The sequence below is a fragment of the Bacillus sp. PK5-006 genome (assembly GCF_054161415.1).
Map to the genome: position 1 here is coordinate 1998193 of NZ_CP096414.1, position 15737 is coordinate 2013929.

Genomic DNA, 15737 nt, shown 5'->3' on the forward strand with positions numbered 1-15737 from the left:
CCAGTATGTAACTATCACATTGTTAGAAATGGCAAAAAGCCAAAACGAGTGATGCGTTTTGACTTTTACGCTTTCCTTATGATTCATCTCCAAAGAAGAAGTCGTCATCTTTTAACGGCTCAACTGTTGCTTTTTTGTAGCCGTTCCCTTTCATTGAGAAGAAGTCATGCGACTTTGTTTTTGTATTGAGTCCATTCAATACAATAGGGTTAATCTCTTCTTCTTCAAAGTAAGGGGCAAATCCAAGGTTCATTAACGCTTTATTGGCATTGTAACGAATAAACTTTTTCACATCATGCGATAAATTGACTTGGTCATAAATATCTTCAGTGTAATGAAGTTCATTTTCATAAAGCTCGTTTAAAAGGTCAATAGAGAAATCATACAGCTCTTTTTGCACGTCAGGTGTTTGTTTGTTGTAAATTTCTTGTGCTAATAATCCAACGTACACACCATGAATCGCTTCATCACGCAAAATTAAGTTGATGATTTCACCACTTTGCATGAGCTTTCCTTGTCCATAGAAATAAAGCGGGTAGTAAAAACCACTATAAAATAGGAAACTCTCTAAATAAACAGAAGCAACCATTGCTTTAAAGAGAGAAATAGGATCGTCCTTTTGAATCGAACGGTATAAACTGACAATCATATCTGCTTTCTTTTGCAGGAATTTATTCTTCTTGACCCATTCAAACACTTCACTGATCGTTTCAGTTGGTGCGAGTGTCATGAAGATATTTGAGTATGATTTCGCATGCACCGCATTTTCCATCATTGCCATAAAGTTGAGTACAGCTTTACGCTGATGGCCGTCCACATGTTCAGCAACAATCGGCATCCCTGTATTTCCTTGTTCTGTATCAAGTAAAGTCAGTCCAGCAAGTACCTTCATATACGTATCTCGCTCTTTTTCACCTAAATATTTCCATGTTAAGAGATCGCCGTTTAAGGAAATCTCTTCTGGAAGCCAGAACTGCTTTACATTTTGGTTGTAAAACATTTGTGTAAAATCGTCTTCGTGTTTTGACCAGTTGGCTGCATCATAAATTTTTGTCACGTTAAACTCTCCTTTAATCAAACAACACAAGAAAGACAGCCTTCCTGCCCTGTATCCTTCGTTCTTGCATAATAAAGTGTCTTAATGCCTTTATGGTGTGCATAAAGATCGATGCGGTTTAAATCACGCGTTGTCATCGTATCTTTTAAGAATAGTGTAAAGCTGATTCCTTGATCGACGTGCTGCTGAATCGTTGCGATCATATCGACCACTTTAAACATGTCCATATCGTACGCTTCTTTATAGAAGAACCAGTTTTGTGCTGAAAGACCTGGCATTGGGTAATAGGTTTTGCTGTTGCCGTATGTTCTTTCTTCGATACGTTCCATAATTGGCATCACAGAAGCTGTTGCCGATTGAACATAAGAAATGGAACCTGTTGGTGCAATACATAAACGATAGCTGTGATACATGCCATGTTCCGCTACAAATTCTTTGAGTGCTGCCCAGTCTTCTTTTGTTGGAATGTGCATGCCTTCAAATAGTGCTGCTGCTTTTTCTGTTTTTGGTGTGAAATCATTCTCCACGTATTTATTGAAGTACTCACCAGTTGCGTAGCCAGAGCCTTCATAACGATGGAATGTTTCTCCTTTTTCTTTTGCAATCTCACTTGAGCGTTTAATTGAATAATAGTTCACCATCATAAAGAACGTATTTGCAAAATCTCTTGCTTCTTCACTTTCATAGGCAATTTGGTTTTGAGCTAAATACCCGTGAAGGTTCATCGCGCCAAGTCCGATTGACTTCATCGCTTTGTTCGCTTTTCGAACAGCCGGTGCATTGCGAATGTCTGTTGTTTCAGACACAAGCGTTAGTGAGTCTGTTGCAAGCTTAACCGTTTTTTCAATCGATTTGTTTTTCATGACATTCATGATATTTAATGAACCAAGGTTACAAGAAATATCAAGGCCGATTTCATCTTCTTGATCATAGTCCGTGTAAGAAGAAACCTCTGACGCCTGAAGCACTTCTGAGCAAAGGTTTGAGAATTTCACTCGTGAAATATGGTTCAAGGCATGCTCTCTGTTTACATTATCTTGGAACATGATATATGGATAGCCTGATTCTGAGCGTAGAACAGCCAATTTTTCAAGAAGCTTTCTCGGATTGACTTTTTCTTTTTTAACTTTCGGGTTTTCTACAAGCTCGTCATACATTTCTTCCATGTCCATCTCATCAAGATGCTGTCCATATTCTTTATAGACTGTATGCGGATAGAAGGTGTAAGCTGTTTTATCTTCTCTAGCAAGCTCGATAAATTTATCCGGGATGACGACTCCAATGGATAGAGTTTTCACGCGAACATCTTCATCGGCAGAGATTTTTTTCGTATCTAAGAAATCATTGATATCTCTGTGGAAAATATTCAAGTAGGCGCTGCCTGATCCTTGTCTTTGCCCCATTTGATCTGCATATCTGAACGCATTATCAAGAAGCTTCATCACGCCGACGACACCTTTTGTCGCGTTTTCGACATCTTTGATTGCTTCGCCTTTTGCACGAAGTTTTGACAGGTTCAAACTGACGCCGCCGCCTAATTTTGACAGCTGCATGGAAATATCAATCGCTCTTGAAATATCGTTTAGTGAGTCATTTACTTCAAGCAAGAAGCAGCTCACAAGCTCACCGCGTCTTTTACGTCCAGCGTTCAAGAAGGTTGGTGTACTTGGCTGGTACTCTTGATTGATCATCAGTTCTACAAACTCAAGTGCTTTTTCTTTATCTCCACCCGCAAAGAAAAGTGCTACAACTGAAATGCGGTCTTCATAGCGTTCAAGGATTTTCTTTTTATCATTTGTTTTCAGTGCATAGTCATTGTAAAACTTAAATGCACTCATAAATGATGGGAATCTAAATTTTTTGGCATATGCAGCTTCAAAGACTTCTTTAATATCTGCCATGCTGTATTGTCTTAAAAATTCTTCCTCATAGTAGTCGTTTTCTATTAAGTAATCAATCTTCTCTTCTAGATTATGAAAAAAGACCGTGTTTTGATTAATGTAATCTACGAAATAACTATGTACAGCTTCTTTGTCCTTATCGAACTGAAACTTTCCTTCTTTTTGAATCATAATTTCGTTATTTAATTGTATCCACTTTGGAACCTGATTTTGTGACAATTCTTTCTACCTCCTGTGTAAACAATTCAACATCCCTTTTTGTTCCGCTTAGTTCAAAGGTGTGCAAAATAGGAACTTGATATTGTTTAGAAATCGTATCGGCGCTTTTTGCAAAATTATCTCCCCACACTTTGTTGCCACTCACCGCAACACCTAGTAAAAGGTGAGCATTTTTCTCTAAAAAGGACTGAGTGGTACTAGGGACTTGTCCAAATCCTGTCGTAAAGGTGACGAGAATAAACGGCGTATCCAAAAACTCTTCTCCAGTCAATTTTCGTTTGTCTGTAAAAGGGGTCTTGTCCAAAAAGCGTTGAACATTTCCTGTTTTTGAATCAAATACGATTTGAATCAATTCCATCACGACCTAGTTTTTAGTATTGTTGATCATTTCGTTATTCACTATATATAGTATACTATGTTTTTTCAAAACACAACATATAGATGTTCGAAACGAAAAAAATCAACCAACCCGGCCGAACCTTCATAGCCGAACTCGTACGTTCAAATAAATAGAGCAGAACAGGATCTAAAAATAGACTGCTCTACTCCCTATTCAACTGAAACCGAAATCTATCATAACACGAAAAAAAATCGCTTAGTAGACTAGACTTTTTGTTTTATTTTTTGTAGGCATCGCACTGTAAATCTTCTGACACTTCTGTAATTTCCACTTCAACACCTAATTCTTTTAGCACCGCTTCAAGCGCAGAGACGATTGAAGCTTCTCTCACTAATTCTTTCCCATTTACAGAAACGCTTGTTCCATATTCGAAACAGGAATCGTCTTCACAAGTTTGTTCCCAATGATTAATTTTAATTTTATGTGTCATGAACTCATCCTTTTCTGTCTAGATGTCTGATGCATGATTATAGTGTAGCGACTTCACATTCATTTGTAAATTTACGTGCTTACTCGTCTTCATCAAGGTCATCATCATATTCTTCGTCGTCCCATTCATCTATGTATTTCGTTGTAACGAGAGTCAGCTCTCCTTCTTTTTCATCAAATCGGTACACATGTACTTGATCATCTTTCACAACAGCAAAATGATTATTTTTTAGTGCAGCAGATGATGGTAAAACTCCATCTGCATTTTCATGAGAATGGTTATTCCAACTTTCTTGTCTCGTTTCAATGTTTGAGATAGCGCACGATCCAAACAAGACAACAATTCCAATCAAAAGGAGGATCACTCTAATCCTTCTTAATTCAAGCTCTGCATTTTCCATATGAATCCCCTCACCCTTCTAATATCCAATAAGGAATTATACGGAAAATTGGCAGAAAAGTTTCATTGCATGCAAAATAGCCCCTCTGCACTGACAAAAAACGTAGCGGGTTCCGGCCGGTTTATTCGCAGAGGCATGGGGCTATTTTAAATACAACATATCCTATTCTAATTCTAAATTTACATTCTTTTGAGGTGCAAATGTAGAAATGGCGTGTTTATAAATAAGCTGCTGCTTCCCTTCTGTTTCAAGCAGCACCGTGAAATTGTCAAACCCTTTCACTTGACCGCGAAGCTGAAAGCCATTCAGCAAGAATACTGTGACAAATGTATTGTCTTTGCGGATCTGATTCAAAAACTGCTCCTGAATATTAATCGGTTTCATGTTTCGTCCTCCTTGATTCTGATAACTACAGTTTCGCTTTAAGTCCAAGCTTTCCTGCTATATATGCGAAAATTTCCTCTTTTTTGTCTGAAAAGTGGCAAGGCGGTGTCATATCAAACCAAGTGACCGCCATTTTATTACGGAACCACGTGAACTGACGCTTCGCATATCTACGGGAATTTTGCTTTAATTGCTGGATGGCTTCATCAAGTGAGCAGTCACCTTGAAAATAGGCATACAGCTCTTTATAACCAATGGCTTGAACAGACTGACAATCCTTCAAGCCAGATTGATAAAGTGCTCTCACTTCTTCAATTAAGCCTTCATCTATCATCATATCAATTCTTTGATGAATGCGCTCGTACAAAACCTCTCGATCCATTTTCAGCCCAATGAAGGCTGTATCATAAAGAGGAACTTCTTGATGCCCCTTTTGCATCTCCGACATTTTCTGACCTGTTGTATGAATCACTTCCAGCGCCCGGATCACGCGGCGGACGTTATTTGGATGAATAGCGTTTGCCGCATCAGGATCTACTGCCTTTAGCTTTTCGTGCAGCAAAAGCGCGCCGTGCTGCTGTTCAAAGAGCGTCATTTCTTCTCTAAAAGCAGGATCACTTTTCTCATCCGTAAATGTGTAATCATATAAAACAGATTGGATATAGAGGCCTGTTCCACCGACAATCATTGGTGTTTTCCCTCTAGCGGCAATCTCTTTGATTTTCGCACGAACCAGCTGCTGAAATTCAGCTGTCGAAAAAGATTCGTCTGGCTGTTTAATATCAATTAAATGATGCGGGATGCCATTCATTTCTTCGGGAGTGATTTTAGCTGTTCCGATATCCATCCCTTTATAAATCTGCATAGAATCCCCGCTGATAATCTCTCCATTAAATGCTTTGGCTATATCAATGCTCAATTTGGTTTTGCCGACAGCCGTCGGCCCTACTAACACGATTACTGGCTGCTTCGTTTTATTCATAACATCACTCACTTTTACAAAACTGCCTACAGTATAGCATAACTTTTCTTACTCTCCTATCTCCTGCCCATTACCAGCCAAGCGGTTCATTTCCAACCACTTCATATGTTTTTCCTTTTAAACGATGCTTATGTGTTGGCCGCTTCTCATCTGGACTATAGACGACACCTCCATATGGAATGGGAACAGAATCGAGATAGGCTGAATAGGTGACTTCCTCGATCTCGTGATAATGTGTTCCATCCACTCTAGGAATTGCCGGCCCTGTGACCCCGTAGTACCTGTGAAAATGCCCTCTTTCAAAGGAGGTGATCCCCCGATAAAAATGAGTATGCCGGTCGGTACTGCTTCCATTTACAGGCTGAGAAATACCTTCTATTAAATGATAATGCCCCTCCGTTATATCTGTACGTGCTTTATATGCATGAGCATGCGGCGGACACTTTGCCCAATCAGATGGATACAGGCCCATTTCTAACATTCCTCCTTATATTAGGCGTTCACCCAAACATCTGTAGGCTGCTGGAATACACTGATGTCAGTTACAGTGATTTTATGAGAAAGGAGCCTTTTATTATGAATTATTTTGACGCACCTCCGTTTATTCAAGAAGACATGAGAAGACCTTTTGGTTTTGGATTTGGGAGACCTGGTTTTGGATTTGGCCGCCCAGGCTTTGGCTTTGGAAGACCTGGATTCTTTGGACCTCCATTTTTAGGTGGTTTTGCTGGAGGCCTGCTTGCTGGATCTCTGCTTGCGCCAGGATATGGCTATGGATACCCTTATCCGCCATACCCGCCATATGGACCATACCCTTGGTATTAAATATGACGTTTAAGTGAAAACATCCGTTCATAAAATGAATCGATTGACACACTCTTTTTTCATGGGTTAACATTTACTTTACCGACTGTTCAGTAAAGTAGGTGTTTTTTTTATGTCTAAAACCAAAAAAGAGCAAATTTTTGATGCAGCTGCCAGTACGATTTTAAAAGAAGGGTTAAGCCAGCTCACCCTTCAGCAGGTGGCAGAGCATGCAAATATGACCAAAGCTGGTCTGCTTTATCATTTTTCAAGCAAGGAAGAGCTCATCCAACAAATGAATGAGCACGCGATTCTTTCCTTTCGTCAGCAGCTCGAGACGTATTACGAAACATACAAACACGAAAAAGCGCCTTATGTACGCGCATATCTATTGGCCACATTACATGATTTAGACATGCAGCATACGACCCAGCTATGTACAAGTATGCTAGCTACCATGTCATTTGATGATGCGCTGCTGCACCCTTGGCGTGATTTTTATACGGAGTTCAAAGAAAAAGCAGCTGAGGAAATAAGCGATCCTGCACTGAGTCAGCTGATCCGCCTTGCATGTGATGGGATATGGTTTTCAGAAATGTTTCAGCTTGAACCGTTGAAAAGAGAGGAAAAAAACCTTTTACTTCATCGGATTTTACACCTATTAGAGGAGGGATGATCATGATCCTCGGATATCTTTTTTTGGCTGTGGCCATTTTTTCAGAAGCCATTGGCGCCGCGATGTTAAAATTATCTCATGGTTTTACGCGCTGGAAGCCTAGCGCGGTTGTTGTGGCTGGCTATACACTTGCTTTTTATATGCTGTCATTGACGCTCAATATCATTCCGCTAAGCATGTCTTACGCAACATGGTCTGGGGTTGGTACGGTTCTCACGGCTATTTTTGGCGTGCTCTTTTTCAAAGAAACCTTGAACCAAAAAGCCGTCATTGGCATGGCGATGCTTGTCTCAGGGGTCGTACTATTAAATATGTCATAAAGGATGTGGGAGATGATGAAAGGAATACTCTACTTAATAGGAGCCATTTTGACGGAGGTTTTTGGCAGTACAATGCTGAAGCTTTCTCAAGGCTTTTCGCAGCTGCTGCCGAGTATCGGGGTACTGATCGGATTTGGATGCGCCTTTACTTTCCTGAGCTTGGCACTTAAAACCATCGAGCTCTCGTCTGCCTATGCAACCTGGTCTGGCGTTGGAACAGCTCTCACTGCTCTTGTAGGACTTGTGCTGTTTAACGAAACGATCAGCACGAAAGGCTACATCGGCCTTGCACTTGTCATCTGCGGCGTGATTGTCTTAAATCAATCCAAGAAGCAAAAGAACGAAACCAAAGCACAACTCGATCAAACCGAATGGACGTCATAAAAAAAGTCATTTTCTCCATATTTCTAGAGAAAATGACTTTTTTGTTTTAACGGCCGACTTGAATGGTTTCTTCTAAGGAAATGTTCACATTCCCCTGAACAGCTCTTGAAATCATACATGAGCTTTCGGCTTTATGCGCAAGCTTTCGGGCTAGCTCAATATCATGTGCGGAAGCGGACTCTTTGAGGGTGATGACAGGCCGATGAATGATTTCCTCATAAGTAAACACACCATTTGTCACATCTACGACGGCTTCAGAGCTCATCGATAGATCCTCTTTGTCTAATTGACTCCGCTCCATCATGGCTGCAAGTGTAATGATATAACACGTAGCCGCTGCACCTAAGAGCATCTCATCTGGATTGGTTCCAATACCTGGACCGTCCATTTCCTTTGGAATCGAAATCTTTGTTTTTAATTGTTCACATGCGATTGTACCCACATCGTTACGCAGACCGGGCCAGCTTGCCTGAAGATGAAAATGATGACGCGCCATATCCGTCTCTCCTTTTGTTATCACTGTTCATAGTGTAACAAGAATTCCCCTGCTTGTCTTAACATGTGCACAGCCCTTACGTATATTCTTCATCCAGCACTGTCCGAATCGCCCTGACATAACGATAGAATGTCTCGTTTTTTGTACTTGACCGTCTCCGAAAATCGAAACTGTCAAATAAAGCTTCACGCTGACTTCTACTAATCTCAAGCTGCACACTTTGCCCTGTTTTTGTAAGATTATTAATATTATGATTGCTTGTCCCGCTCAGGGTTGCGTGTGCGACAGCTAGTTCAGCAGAAAACCCGTTCCGCTCTAATGAGCTCACAATTTTCTCTGCACGATCGTAATCTGTTCCGCCGACGAGAGTATGGTCAATTCCTTCCTCGCCTTTGTATCCATGCACTGCTAAGATGTAATCATGTGCTTTTGCCTGCGCGACGCCGATTGGCTCATCAAAATTTGTACTTGTAATATGAAGTTCTGATGCATTCTCTCTTAGACCTTCAAATAAATACGTCGAAAAATCGTTGTCAAAAAAATGGACGATCTCGCTCACGCCGCCTTCGATCCTCCCGCCATGAGGTGACATCACAAGAAGGCGGCTGCCAGGCACTGGGTTGGCTGTAATGTTATAGCTGCTTGTTGATTCGTTTTCTTCAAGTTCTTTAAAATTTCGATAAATATCATTTGAACCGCTTTCGTCTTCCCCACCTGATGACACTGGCTCATCATGTTCCTGTGCTTGCATAGTATAATAAACGCCCCATCCGATCGCAAGCAGGAGAAGCAAAGCAAAAAACTTCTTCATTCCCGTTCTCCTTTAACAGATTTCTAAGCCGTTTCTATGATTAATATTGAATCATCATTTCTTATCATTTTTTCCACATTTTCTCTTCACGTTTGATCATAACACTCTAGATCATGAGATTCCTCAAAAATAAGATAATTGCATTTATATACACAGAAACGCCTCTCCTCTTTGAAAACAGAGTTAGAATAGTATGACAAAAAAATGACGTTATGTTTAATATGACCTAGTCCTATCCAGTCTGTTTTCTTTAATTCGGCTTTTTTTGATAAGGATTTGATGTTTTCCATCTGTCACGCATCACATTTATATGAGCATTGACCCTGTCCACAGCCCTCCTTTTTCTGCAAAATCCTTTGTTTCACTGGTTCTCTCAGAAGAACTCTCCCACCTATCATCGGCAGATTCTACGTGAATTCCACCTTTTTCTATTATTTTACAAAATGTAAGCGCTTTTCTTTTTTTGAAAGACATAAGCAAGCCGCCAATATAAAGAAAAGGAGGGACAAGAATCCGAACCAAGCAGTTCTCATTCTCATAACGTAAGAGTGTACGAGAATGGATAGCTGGAATGGAGGGCATCACATGTTTGGATTTTCTATGGTGCAAATGGTCAGAACACATGCTAGTAAACTAGATCAGCCTTTAAGAGAGACCGTTCTTCACCTTTATAAACCTTTTAAATGGACGCCATGCTTTCTTCATCGTTTTTTCGAAGGCAGGCTGAAGAAGAAAAAGAAGCTTCGTGTGGTCATTGAATTTAAGGAAGGTGCAGCCGAGGCAGGGATTCAAAGCACAAAGCAGCTCATGAAAGAAAGCAGAAAAACAAATATAAGACGGCATTTTTCACATATCGACTGCTGTGCCGCTGATTTAACGCCTGCTGCTTTAGAGGAGCTATTAGCAAATGGTGAGCATATTCGTAAAATTTATTTAGACCGGAAAGTTCATGCGCTGCTGGATGTAGCCACAGAAGCAAGCCATGCTGAAGAAGTCATCCGAAACGGGACAACTTTAACAGGAGAAGGCATTACGGTCGCTGTCATTGACACGGGAATTTATCCACATGAAGATTTAGATGGAAGAATTCGAGATTTTGTGGATTTAGTCAAACAAAAAACAAAGCCTTATGATGATAATGGCCACGGTACTCACTGCGCGGGAGATGTCGCTGGAGATGGAGCCGCCTCAGACGGCTTATACAAAGGACCTGCCCCAAAAGCAAATCTGATTGGCGTGAAAGTGTTAAATAAACAAGGGTCTGGTTCACTTTCTACTATTATAGAAGGTGTTGAATGGTGCATACAATTCAACGAAGACAACCCCGATGATCCGATTCATATTATCAGTATGTCGCTGGGCGGAGCTGCGCAGCGTTATGATGACGAACAGGACGATCCAATGGTGCGTGCTGTCAATGCGGCTTGGGATCAAGGGATTGTTGTATGCGTCGCTGCCGGAAACTCTGGTCCTAACAGCCAGACGATTGCAAGCCCTGCTGTCAGTCAAAAAGTCATTACGGTCGGAGCCTACGATGACAGGAATACACCAGAATCAAGTGACGATGTCGTGGCACCGTTTTCAAGCAGAGGACCAACTGTTTACGGGGAGGCAAAGCCTGATATCCTCGCACCTGGAGTAAACATCGTTTCTCTCAGATCACCAAGATCCTTTCTGGATAAACTTGATAAATCAAGCAGAGTCGATCATGATTATACAACGTTATCTGGCACATCGATGGCAACACCGATTTGTGCTGGTATTTGCGCTCTACTACTAGAGCATTCACCAGATTTAACACCGGATGAAGTCAAAACCCTGTTAAAAGAAAATACAAGCAAGTGGTCTGGGGATGACCCGATGGTTTATGGAGCAGGTGCAATTGACGCAGAAAAAGCAATCAAAGAATAAAGAAAAAAGCCCTTTACGTTTTGCGTAAAGGGTGTTGTTTGTCTCATTTTTAAGTGTGAAGTCTTTCATCTACTTGAGCAGCTGACATGTTATGCTTCGTTCTCATACATCTCATCTCCTTTTTGAATGTGCGTACGCGCTTCGATCACAATCTCAAAAAAAGTGGAGGATTCCTTGTACATGTCGCGTTCCTTATAATAATTAGCCGCATCAAGTGCTAATTCCTCTAAATCAGCAAACATTTTTTTATTTCTCAGACCAAAAAGGGCCGACCTCAATTGCTCACAGCCGTCTTTCTCTATATAGAGCGCCTGCAAAAATTGGAATTTCAGCTGATAAATTTCATCTTCCAATACACAAGCCTCTTCCATTCCTGTAGATATGGCCTCGCCCGCCCGCTTGATATCTCCGAGTTTAAAACAAGTAAGGGCAAGTGAAAACAACGATTTGATCATCGTGGATGCTTGATCTTTCTGATAAAGTGAAATGGCTTGTTCAAAAAAGACAGTCGCTGTATGGTACGTTCCCATACTATAATGACAAGTGCCTAAGTTATTAAGAGCCATTGCTTTAAAGTAAGATGTGCATTCTTTTTGTTCCATCGCTTCACAGACCTTTAACGCTTTTTCTAAATAAGGAAGCGCTTTTTGATACTGATTAACATCAATCCAATTACCTGCCATGACAAAATCACATTGAATGCTTCTTTTTCCATAAAGCTGATGTTTCTTGTAGATGTCTCTTGCCTTTTTAGCGTAGTGCATGGAGAAATAGGTTTGTTTCATATGATAGTATACTTCTGCGATTTTATAGTAAAATTCTGCTTTTTCGATCTCATCTGTCACTAAAATCAGTTGATGTTCCGCATGCTTGTAATATGAAATGGCCTCGATATACCGGCGCTGGATAAACGCATACATTCCATGAAAAAAATGAAAATAATAGCCGAGTAAGCCTGTCATTTCATCTTCTGCATCGTCAATTTCTTTAGGAAAGGACACTGCTTGAAGCGTTTCACTCCCTGCATGGACTGGCGCTAAGTGCTGAAGCATCATTTGATGGCGAAAATCCATTAGAGAATAGTATAGGAGTAAATCTTGATCCTCTTCCATATCATGAATTTCTTCTTCAACAAGGCGCTTCATGCCGTTTGCCTGTTCAACTTCAAATTTGCAAATATGCGTGTACCATTGATTGATCTTTACACCTACTTCGGAAGATGGTATTTTGTGTGCCATCCACTTCAGCCCCATTCTATCATATCAAACTGATAACTATTATTTTACATAATTTATGTTTTCAAGGCAAATTGTAAGTTATTACATATTTTATGTTCAAATCGCATATTCCTATCTTTTTTACCAAGTTTAAATAGAGTACTTTTGCCCATCAAACTTTTTTACGCAGACGGATCGAATTCTCTTAGTACTTCTTTTAATGCATTAATATAGCGTCTAAATGCTTTTTTCTTTCCTTTTCTCGTCTCAAAATTATCAAAAAAAGCTTCTCTTTGCGCTGTACTAATTTCGAGCTGAACGCTTTCACCACTCGCATTTCGATTATTTATATTTTTGGGATCTGTACCAGAAAGCCGTTCGCCTTTTTGTACCATTTCTGCGGAAAATCCCCGATCTTTTAGTTCTCGTACAACTGCTCTTTGCATTTTTTCATTTGTGCCGCCAACGAGCGTGTGTCTTTTATCACTTTTATAGCCGTGGATGGAAATTGAAAAAGGATACGTTTTAATCATTTGAACCAAAATGGGTTCATCAAAATTGGTACTCGTGATATGCAGGTCCCGGTTATTGTCTTGCTTTGTACCTTCAAACAAATACGTAGAGTAGCTTTCTTGAAAGGCTTCTACAATTTCACTTGTTCCTGGTTCAATGTCACCTCCATGAGGAGAAAATACAAGTAAATCACTTCCGCCCTTTTCGTGAAATTCTATCTCATAACCGTCTCTTTCATATCGCATGAGCTGTTTAAAGCTTTCATATTGATCGCCTTGTTTTCGCTCTTTTCGATACTTTTCTACCTCTTGATGATGCTGCTTTTGCTCTTTTTTTTCTTGAACAGAATGGCTGCATTTCACCATTAAAAGAGTACACAGAATAAGAAAGATGAATCCACATATTAGTAGCCTTTTCATTTCACCGCTCCTTTTTTCTCTTAGGTGTCATCTTACCGCAATATTTTACTATCAATGGCTTAGAAAATTCAAAGGTTGTCCGGCTCATTTGAATGAATCAGGAGAAGTTACCTGTTTTTCATATGATCTAGGTATTTCAGAGGTCTTTAAATTTTTGTTGTGAACGTAAAAACTAAATCGTATGACCTCATTTCAATTTTAGTTAAAACCACCTACAAAAATGGCAATATTACTCTTTTTTTCAAACAAAAAAGCTGTAAACAAAAGAAGTAGTCCCCTTCAGTTTACAGCTAGTCTCTGTATATCATCATTACATTCTTAATTCATTCTCTAAAGCTGTCATCACTTCATCTTGCGTCAGTCCCTGTGCAAGTGAAATCTCACTCACTAACATGCCTCTTGCATCTTCAAGCATCTTCTTTTCACTTGAATTTAACGCTTTCTTCTGATTTCGTCTCATTAGATCTTTCACAACGTCTGCACCATCTTCGATCGCACCTGTTTTTAGCTTTTTCAGATTTTCATCATATCTTTGCTTCCAAGTAAGCGTGTCGTCGTTTGTTTCTTCTGCAAAATTGTTCATCACAACTTTCAGCGTTGCTTGATCTGCTACCGGACGTATACCTAGTTGATTGATTCTGCCTTTTGGGACCATCATCTGCATATTCGGCATTTGAATCAGGAAATATTCCTGTGTCTTACCTAAAATCTCTTTTTCTTCCATTCCTTCAATCACACCGGCTCCATGCATTGGATAAACAATTTTATCACCTATTTGAAACAAATCCGCCACCTCCGAAAGTATTCACAATATCATTATAACACATTTCGTCAGAGGATAAAAATTTATATTTTATCATGTTAATTTAGCACTAGTCAATTCTTTTTATTTGAGTTTTTTTAGAAAAAGCCTTTTTTTATAAAAGAAGCATGAGCATCCAGTCCTCATGACTCTTTCTTGCATATACTAGCATTGAGTCACATTTAGGAGGGATGACAATGTGCAAATGCAAGTGCAAACATTCCCACTCACACTGCCATAAAAAGCATGACGATCATTGCCATGAGGATCCATGTAAAGAAAAAAAGTTTTGTCATAAAAAAGATAAATGGTTTGAGAGCGATTTTTGGGATACCTCTCGAAGCTACGATCCCTGTTATTTTCCTAAAAGTGTCTGCAGCAGATGTAAAAAGCGTCGCAGAAGAAGACACAGCTACACAATTTAACGCTTGACGCTTTACCTGCTTTTCCTTTTCCCGGCTGAAAAGCCGGTTTTTTTCTTTCATATGGATAGGCTCATGAAGCAGATCTGTCTCATAGGATATGGCAACCTGACATAAAGGATGAGATATACATGAACGATATGAACAGCCAAATGAATCATTATCACCAAGAAAATCCCTATCACACATTTGAAAATGTGTATACAGCCAATCATGAGCATATGATCGCGCCAAACATGCATGATCATATGAATATGCCAAACCATTATCATAGCGGCAAAAAAGATGTGTATAACGCGCACCATCCACATCATCATTCAGTTTATTCACCGTTCCCAAATCAGCATGATACCTTTTCAAAGCATGTTCCAATGAAGGATCACCATCATCTAGGCCATTATGGTGGATATGGGATGATGCCACACCATCCATATGGTTATCAAGATATGCATATGATGATGCCAACAAACCAGCAAATGCCAGGCCATTATTACGGAATGAATCAACCAAATGCGCTATTTCCCCGCTATTACTAAAGAATGACAAAATAAGGGTATAATATCCCATTTAATACCATATGGTAATATGGTAACATTATAGGTAAATAATGGGTGTAATCATCTATTATTTACCTATATTCAACAAGGGGGAAGGAAAAAATGAAAAAAACATGGACGATTCTTATGATGGGGATGCTCACATTGGTTATGGCGCTGTCAGTACCGCTTTCTGCATCTGCTGAGGAAGCCGGCAAAGCAACAACCAATGCAAAACCAGCTGCACTTTACGCAAAAATTACAGGAGCAAGTAAGCAGGAATGGTCTTTTTCTGACATTGAGCTGACATACAGCCCAAATTCTGTTCTAAGTCTTGGTGCGGTTGAGTTCACTCTGCCAAAGGGTTTCCAGGCAACAACTAAAGACATTATGAACGGCAAAGCATTAAAAGACAGCTATATTTTGAACAACGGACAAACCGTTCGTATTCCGCTCAGACTGGATTTACTTGGAATTTCCAAATATACATTAAAGCTTTCACATAAAGTACTTCCTGCTGCAGGTACATACACGTTCCGTGCAGAAAATCGAGCCATCAGCATCGGTTCCACATTTTATGCAGAAGATACGATTGATATTAATACACGGCCAGTTGTGGTCACACCGCCAGATCCTTGCGGATGCTAAATAAA

Annotated in this window: 21 protein-coding genes; 7 read left to right on the top strand and 14 right to left on the bottom strand. The window is 40.0% G+C overall.

Annotation, left to right across the window (positions count from 1 at the left end):
* Nucleotides 1–76: 76 nt before the first annotated feature.
* From nrdF to M1D84_RS10435, 8 genes are all read right to left on the bottom strand, one after another.
* Entirely contained in the window at nucleotides 77–1057 is a 981-nt protein-coding gene (nrdF, locus tag M1D84_RS10400; protein WP_024424085.1) for a class 1b ribonucleoside-diphosphate reductase subunit beta, read from the bottom strand.
* A 17-nt stretch (nucleotides 1058–1074) separates the two neighbouring features.
* Nucleotides 1075–3177, bottom strand: a complete 2103-nt coding sequence (gene nrdE / locus M1D84_RS10405) for a class 1b ribonucleoside-diphosphate reductase subunit alpha (protein ID WP_044330425.1) — start codon at nucleotides 3175–3177, stop codon at nucleotides 1075–1077.
* The gene (gene nrdI / locus M1D84_RS10410; protein ID WP_008360380.1) at nucleotides 3137–3529 is read right to left on the bottom strand and encodes a class Ib ribonucleoside-diphosphate reductase assembly flavoprotein NrdI; all 393 of its coding nucleotides are present in this window, start codon (nucleotides 3527–3529) and stop codon (nucleotides 3137–3139) included. Before nrdI ends, nrdE begins: the two co-directional genes overlap by 41 nt.
* Nucleotides 3530–3794: 265 nt before the next feature.
* Complete coding sequence (locus M1D84_RS10415) at nucleotides 3795–4007, bottom strand: hypothetical protein (RefSeq protein WP_003212415.1); 213 nt, start codon at nucleotides 4005–4007, stop codon at nucleotides 3795–3797.
* 79 nt (nucleotides 4008–4086) lie between these two features.
* On the bottom strand, nucleotides 4087–4407 hold the full coding sequence (locus M1D84_RS10420) for a YmzC family protein (RefSeq protein WP_044330433.1): 321 nt from the start codon (nucleotides 4405–4407) through the stop codon (nucleotides 4087–4089).
* A gap of 162 nt (nucleotides 4408–4569) precedes the next feature.
* Nucleotides 4570–4791: an RNA chaperone Hfq gene (gene hfq, locus M1D84_RS10425; protein WP_024424088.1), complete on the bottom strand. Its 222-nt coding sequence runs from the start codon at nucleotides 4789–4791 to the stop codon at nucleotides 4570–4572.
* A 25-nt stretch (nucleotides 4792–4816) separates the two neighbouring features.
* Complete coding sequence (gene miaA, locus M1D84_RS10430; protein ID WP_044330435.1) at nucleotides 4817–5773, bottom strand: tRNA (adenosine(37)-N6)-dimethylallyltransferase MiaA; 957 nt, start codon at nucleotides 5771–5773, stop codon at nucleotides 4817–4819.
* Nucleotides 5774–5843: 70 nt separating this feature from the next.
* Nucleotides 5844–6245, bottom strand: a complete 402-nt coding sequence (locus M1D84_RS10435; RefSeq protein ID WP_044330437.1) for a YmaF family protein — start codon at nucleotides 6243–6245, stop codon at nucleotides 5844–5846.
* Between the two features lie 104 nt (nucleotides 6246–6349).
* On the opposite strand from M1D84_RS10435, the gene M1D84_RS10440 reads away from it, so the two are divergent.
* From M1D84_RS10440 to erbB, 4 genes are all read left to right on the top strand, one after another.
* Entirely contained in the window at nucleotides 6350–6598 is a 249-nt protein-coding gene (locus M1D84_RS10440; RefSeq protein ID WP_044330439.1) for a hypothetical protein, read from the top strand.
* A gap of 112 nt (nucleotides 6599–6710) precedes the next feature.
* The gene (locus tag M1D84_RS10445; protein ID WP_044330441.1) at nucleotides 6711–7253 is read left to right on the top strand and encodes a TetR/AcrR family transcriptional regulator; all 543 of its coding nucleotides are present in this window, start codon (nucleotides 6711–6713) and stop codon (nucleotides 7251–7253) included.
* 2 nt (nucleotides 7254–7255) lie between these two features.
* Nucleotides 7256–7573, top strand: coding sequence for an SMR family multidrug efflux transporter EbrA (gene erbA, locus M1D84_RS10450; protein ID WP_024424092.1), 318 nt, complete (start codon nucleotides 7256–7258; stop codon nucleotides 7571–7573).
* A 15-nt stretch (nucleotides 7574–7588) separates the two neighbouring features.
* Entirely contained in the window at nucleotides 7589–7957 is a 369-nt protein-coding gene (erbB, locus tag M1D84_RS10455; RefSeq protein ID WP_044330809.1) for an SMR family multidrug efflux transporter EbrB, read from the top strand.
* A gap of 46 nt (nucleotides 7958–8003) precedes the next feature.
* Here the strand turns inward: erbB and M1D84_RS10460 are convergent, their stop codons facing one another.
* Nucleotides 8004–8453, bottom strand: coding sequence for an OsmC family protein (locus tag M1D84_RS10460; RefSeq protein ID WP_024424094.1), 450 nt, complete (start codon nucleotides 8451–8453; stop codon nucleotides 8004–8006).
* A gap of 76 nt (nucleotides 8454–8529) precedes the next feature.
* Nucleotides 8530–9264, bottom strand: a complete 735-nt coding sequence (locus tag M1D84_RS10465) for a poly-gamma-glutamate hydrolase family protein (protein ID WP_025093280.1) — start codon at nucleotides 9262–9264, stop codon at nucleotides 8530–8532.
* 585 nt (nucleotides 9265–9849) lie between these two features.
* On the opposite strand from M1D84_RS10465, the gene M1D84_RS10470 reads away from it, so the two are divergent.
* Nucleotides 9850–11175 carry a S8 family peptidase gene (locus M1D84_RS10470; protein ID WP_332284364.1) on the top strand — a complete coding sequence of 442 codons (1326 nt, stop codon included), beginning with the start codon at nucleotides 9850–9852 and terminating at the stop codon, nucleotides 11173–11175.
* 89 nt (nucleotides 11176–11264) lie between these two features.
* Here the strand turns inward: M1D84_RS10470 and M1D84_RS10475 are convergent, their stop codons facing one another.
* The 4 genes from M1D84_RS10475 to M1D84_RS10490 all read right to left on the bottom strand — a co-directional run bounded on the left by M1D84_RS10475 (nucleotide 11265) and on the right by M1D84_RS10490 (nucleotide 14611).
* Complete coding sequence (locus tag M1D84_RS10475) at nucleotides 11265–12413, bottom strand: Rap family tetratricopeptide repeat protein (RefSeq protein ID WP_024424097.1); 1149 nt, start codon at nucleotides 12411–12413, stop codon at nucleotides 11265–11267.
* A gap of 161 nt (nucleotides 12414–12574) precedes the next feature.
* The gene (locus tag M1D84_RS10480; RefSeq protein WP_024424098.1) at nucleotides 12575–13324 is read right to left on the bottom strand and encodes a poly-gamma-glutamate hydrolase family protein; all 750 of its coding nucleotides are present in this window, start codon (nucleotides 13322–13324) and stop codon (nucleotides 12575–12577) included.
* Nucleotides 13325–13634: 310 nt separating this feature from the next.
* Nucleotides 13635–14108: a CarD family transcriptional regulator gene (locus M1D84_RS10485; protein WP_024424099.1), complete on the bottom strand. Its 474-nt coding sequence runs from the start codon at nucleotides 14106–14108 to the stop codon at nucleotides 13635–13637.
* Nucleotides 14109–14353: 245 nt separating this feature from the next.
* Entirely contained in the window at nucleotides 14354–14611 is a 258-nt protein-coding gene (locus M1D84_RS10490) for a hypothetical protein (RefSeq protein WP_024424100.1), read from the bottom strand.
* A gap of 68 nt (nucleotides 14612–14679) precedes the next feature.
* Here M1D84_RS10490 and M1D84_RS10495 point away from each other — a divergent pair, with 68 nt between their 5' ends.
* Together M1D84_RS10495 and bslA are read left to right on the top strand one after the other, a co-directional pair.
* Nucleotides 14680–15084 carry a hypothetical protein gene (locus M1D84_RS10495; RefSeq protein WP_024424101.1) on the top strand — a complete coding sequence of 135 codons (405 nt, stop codon included), beginning with the start codon at nucleotides 14680–14682 and terminating at the stop codon, nucleotides 15082–15084.
* Nucleotides 15085–15207: 123 nt separating this feature from the next.
* On the top strand, nucleotides 15208–15732 hold the full coding sequence (gene bslA / locus M1D84_RS10500) for a biofilm surface layer hydrophobin BslA (protein WP_024424102.1): 525 nt from the start codon (nucleotides 15208–15210) through the stop codon (nucleotides 15730–15732).
* The last annotated feature ends 5 nt before the right edge of the window (nucleotides 15733–15737 follow it).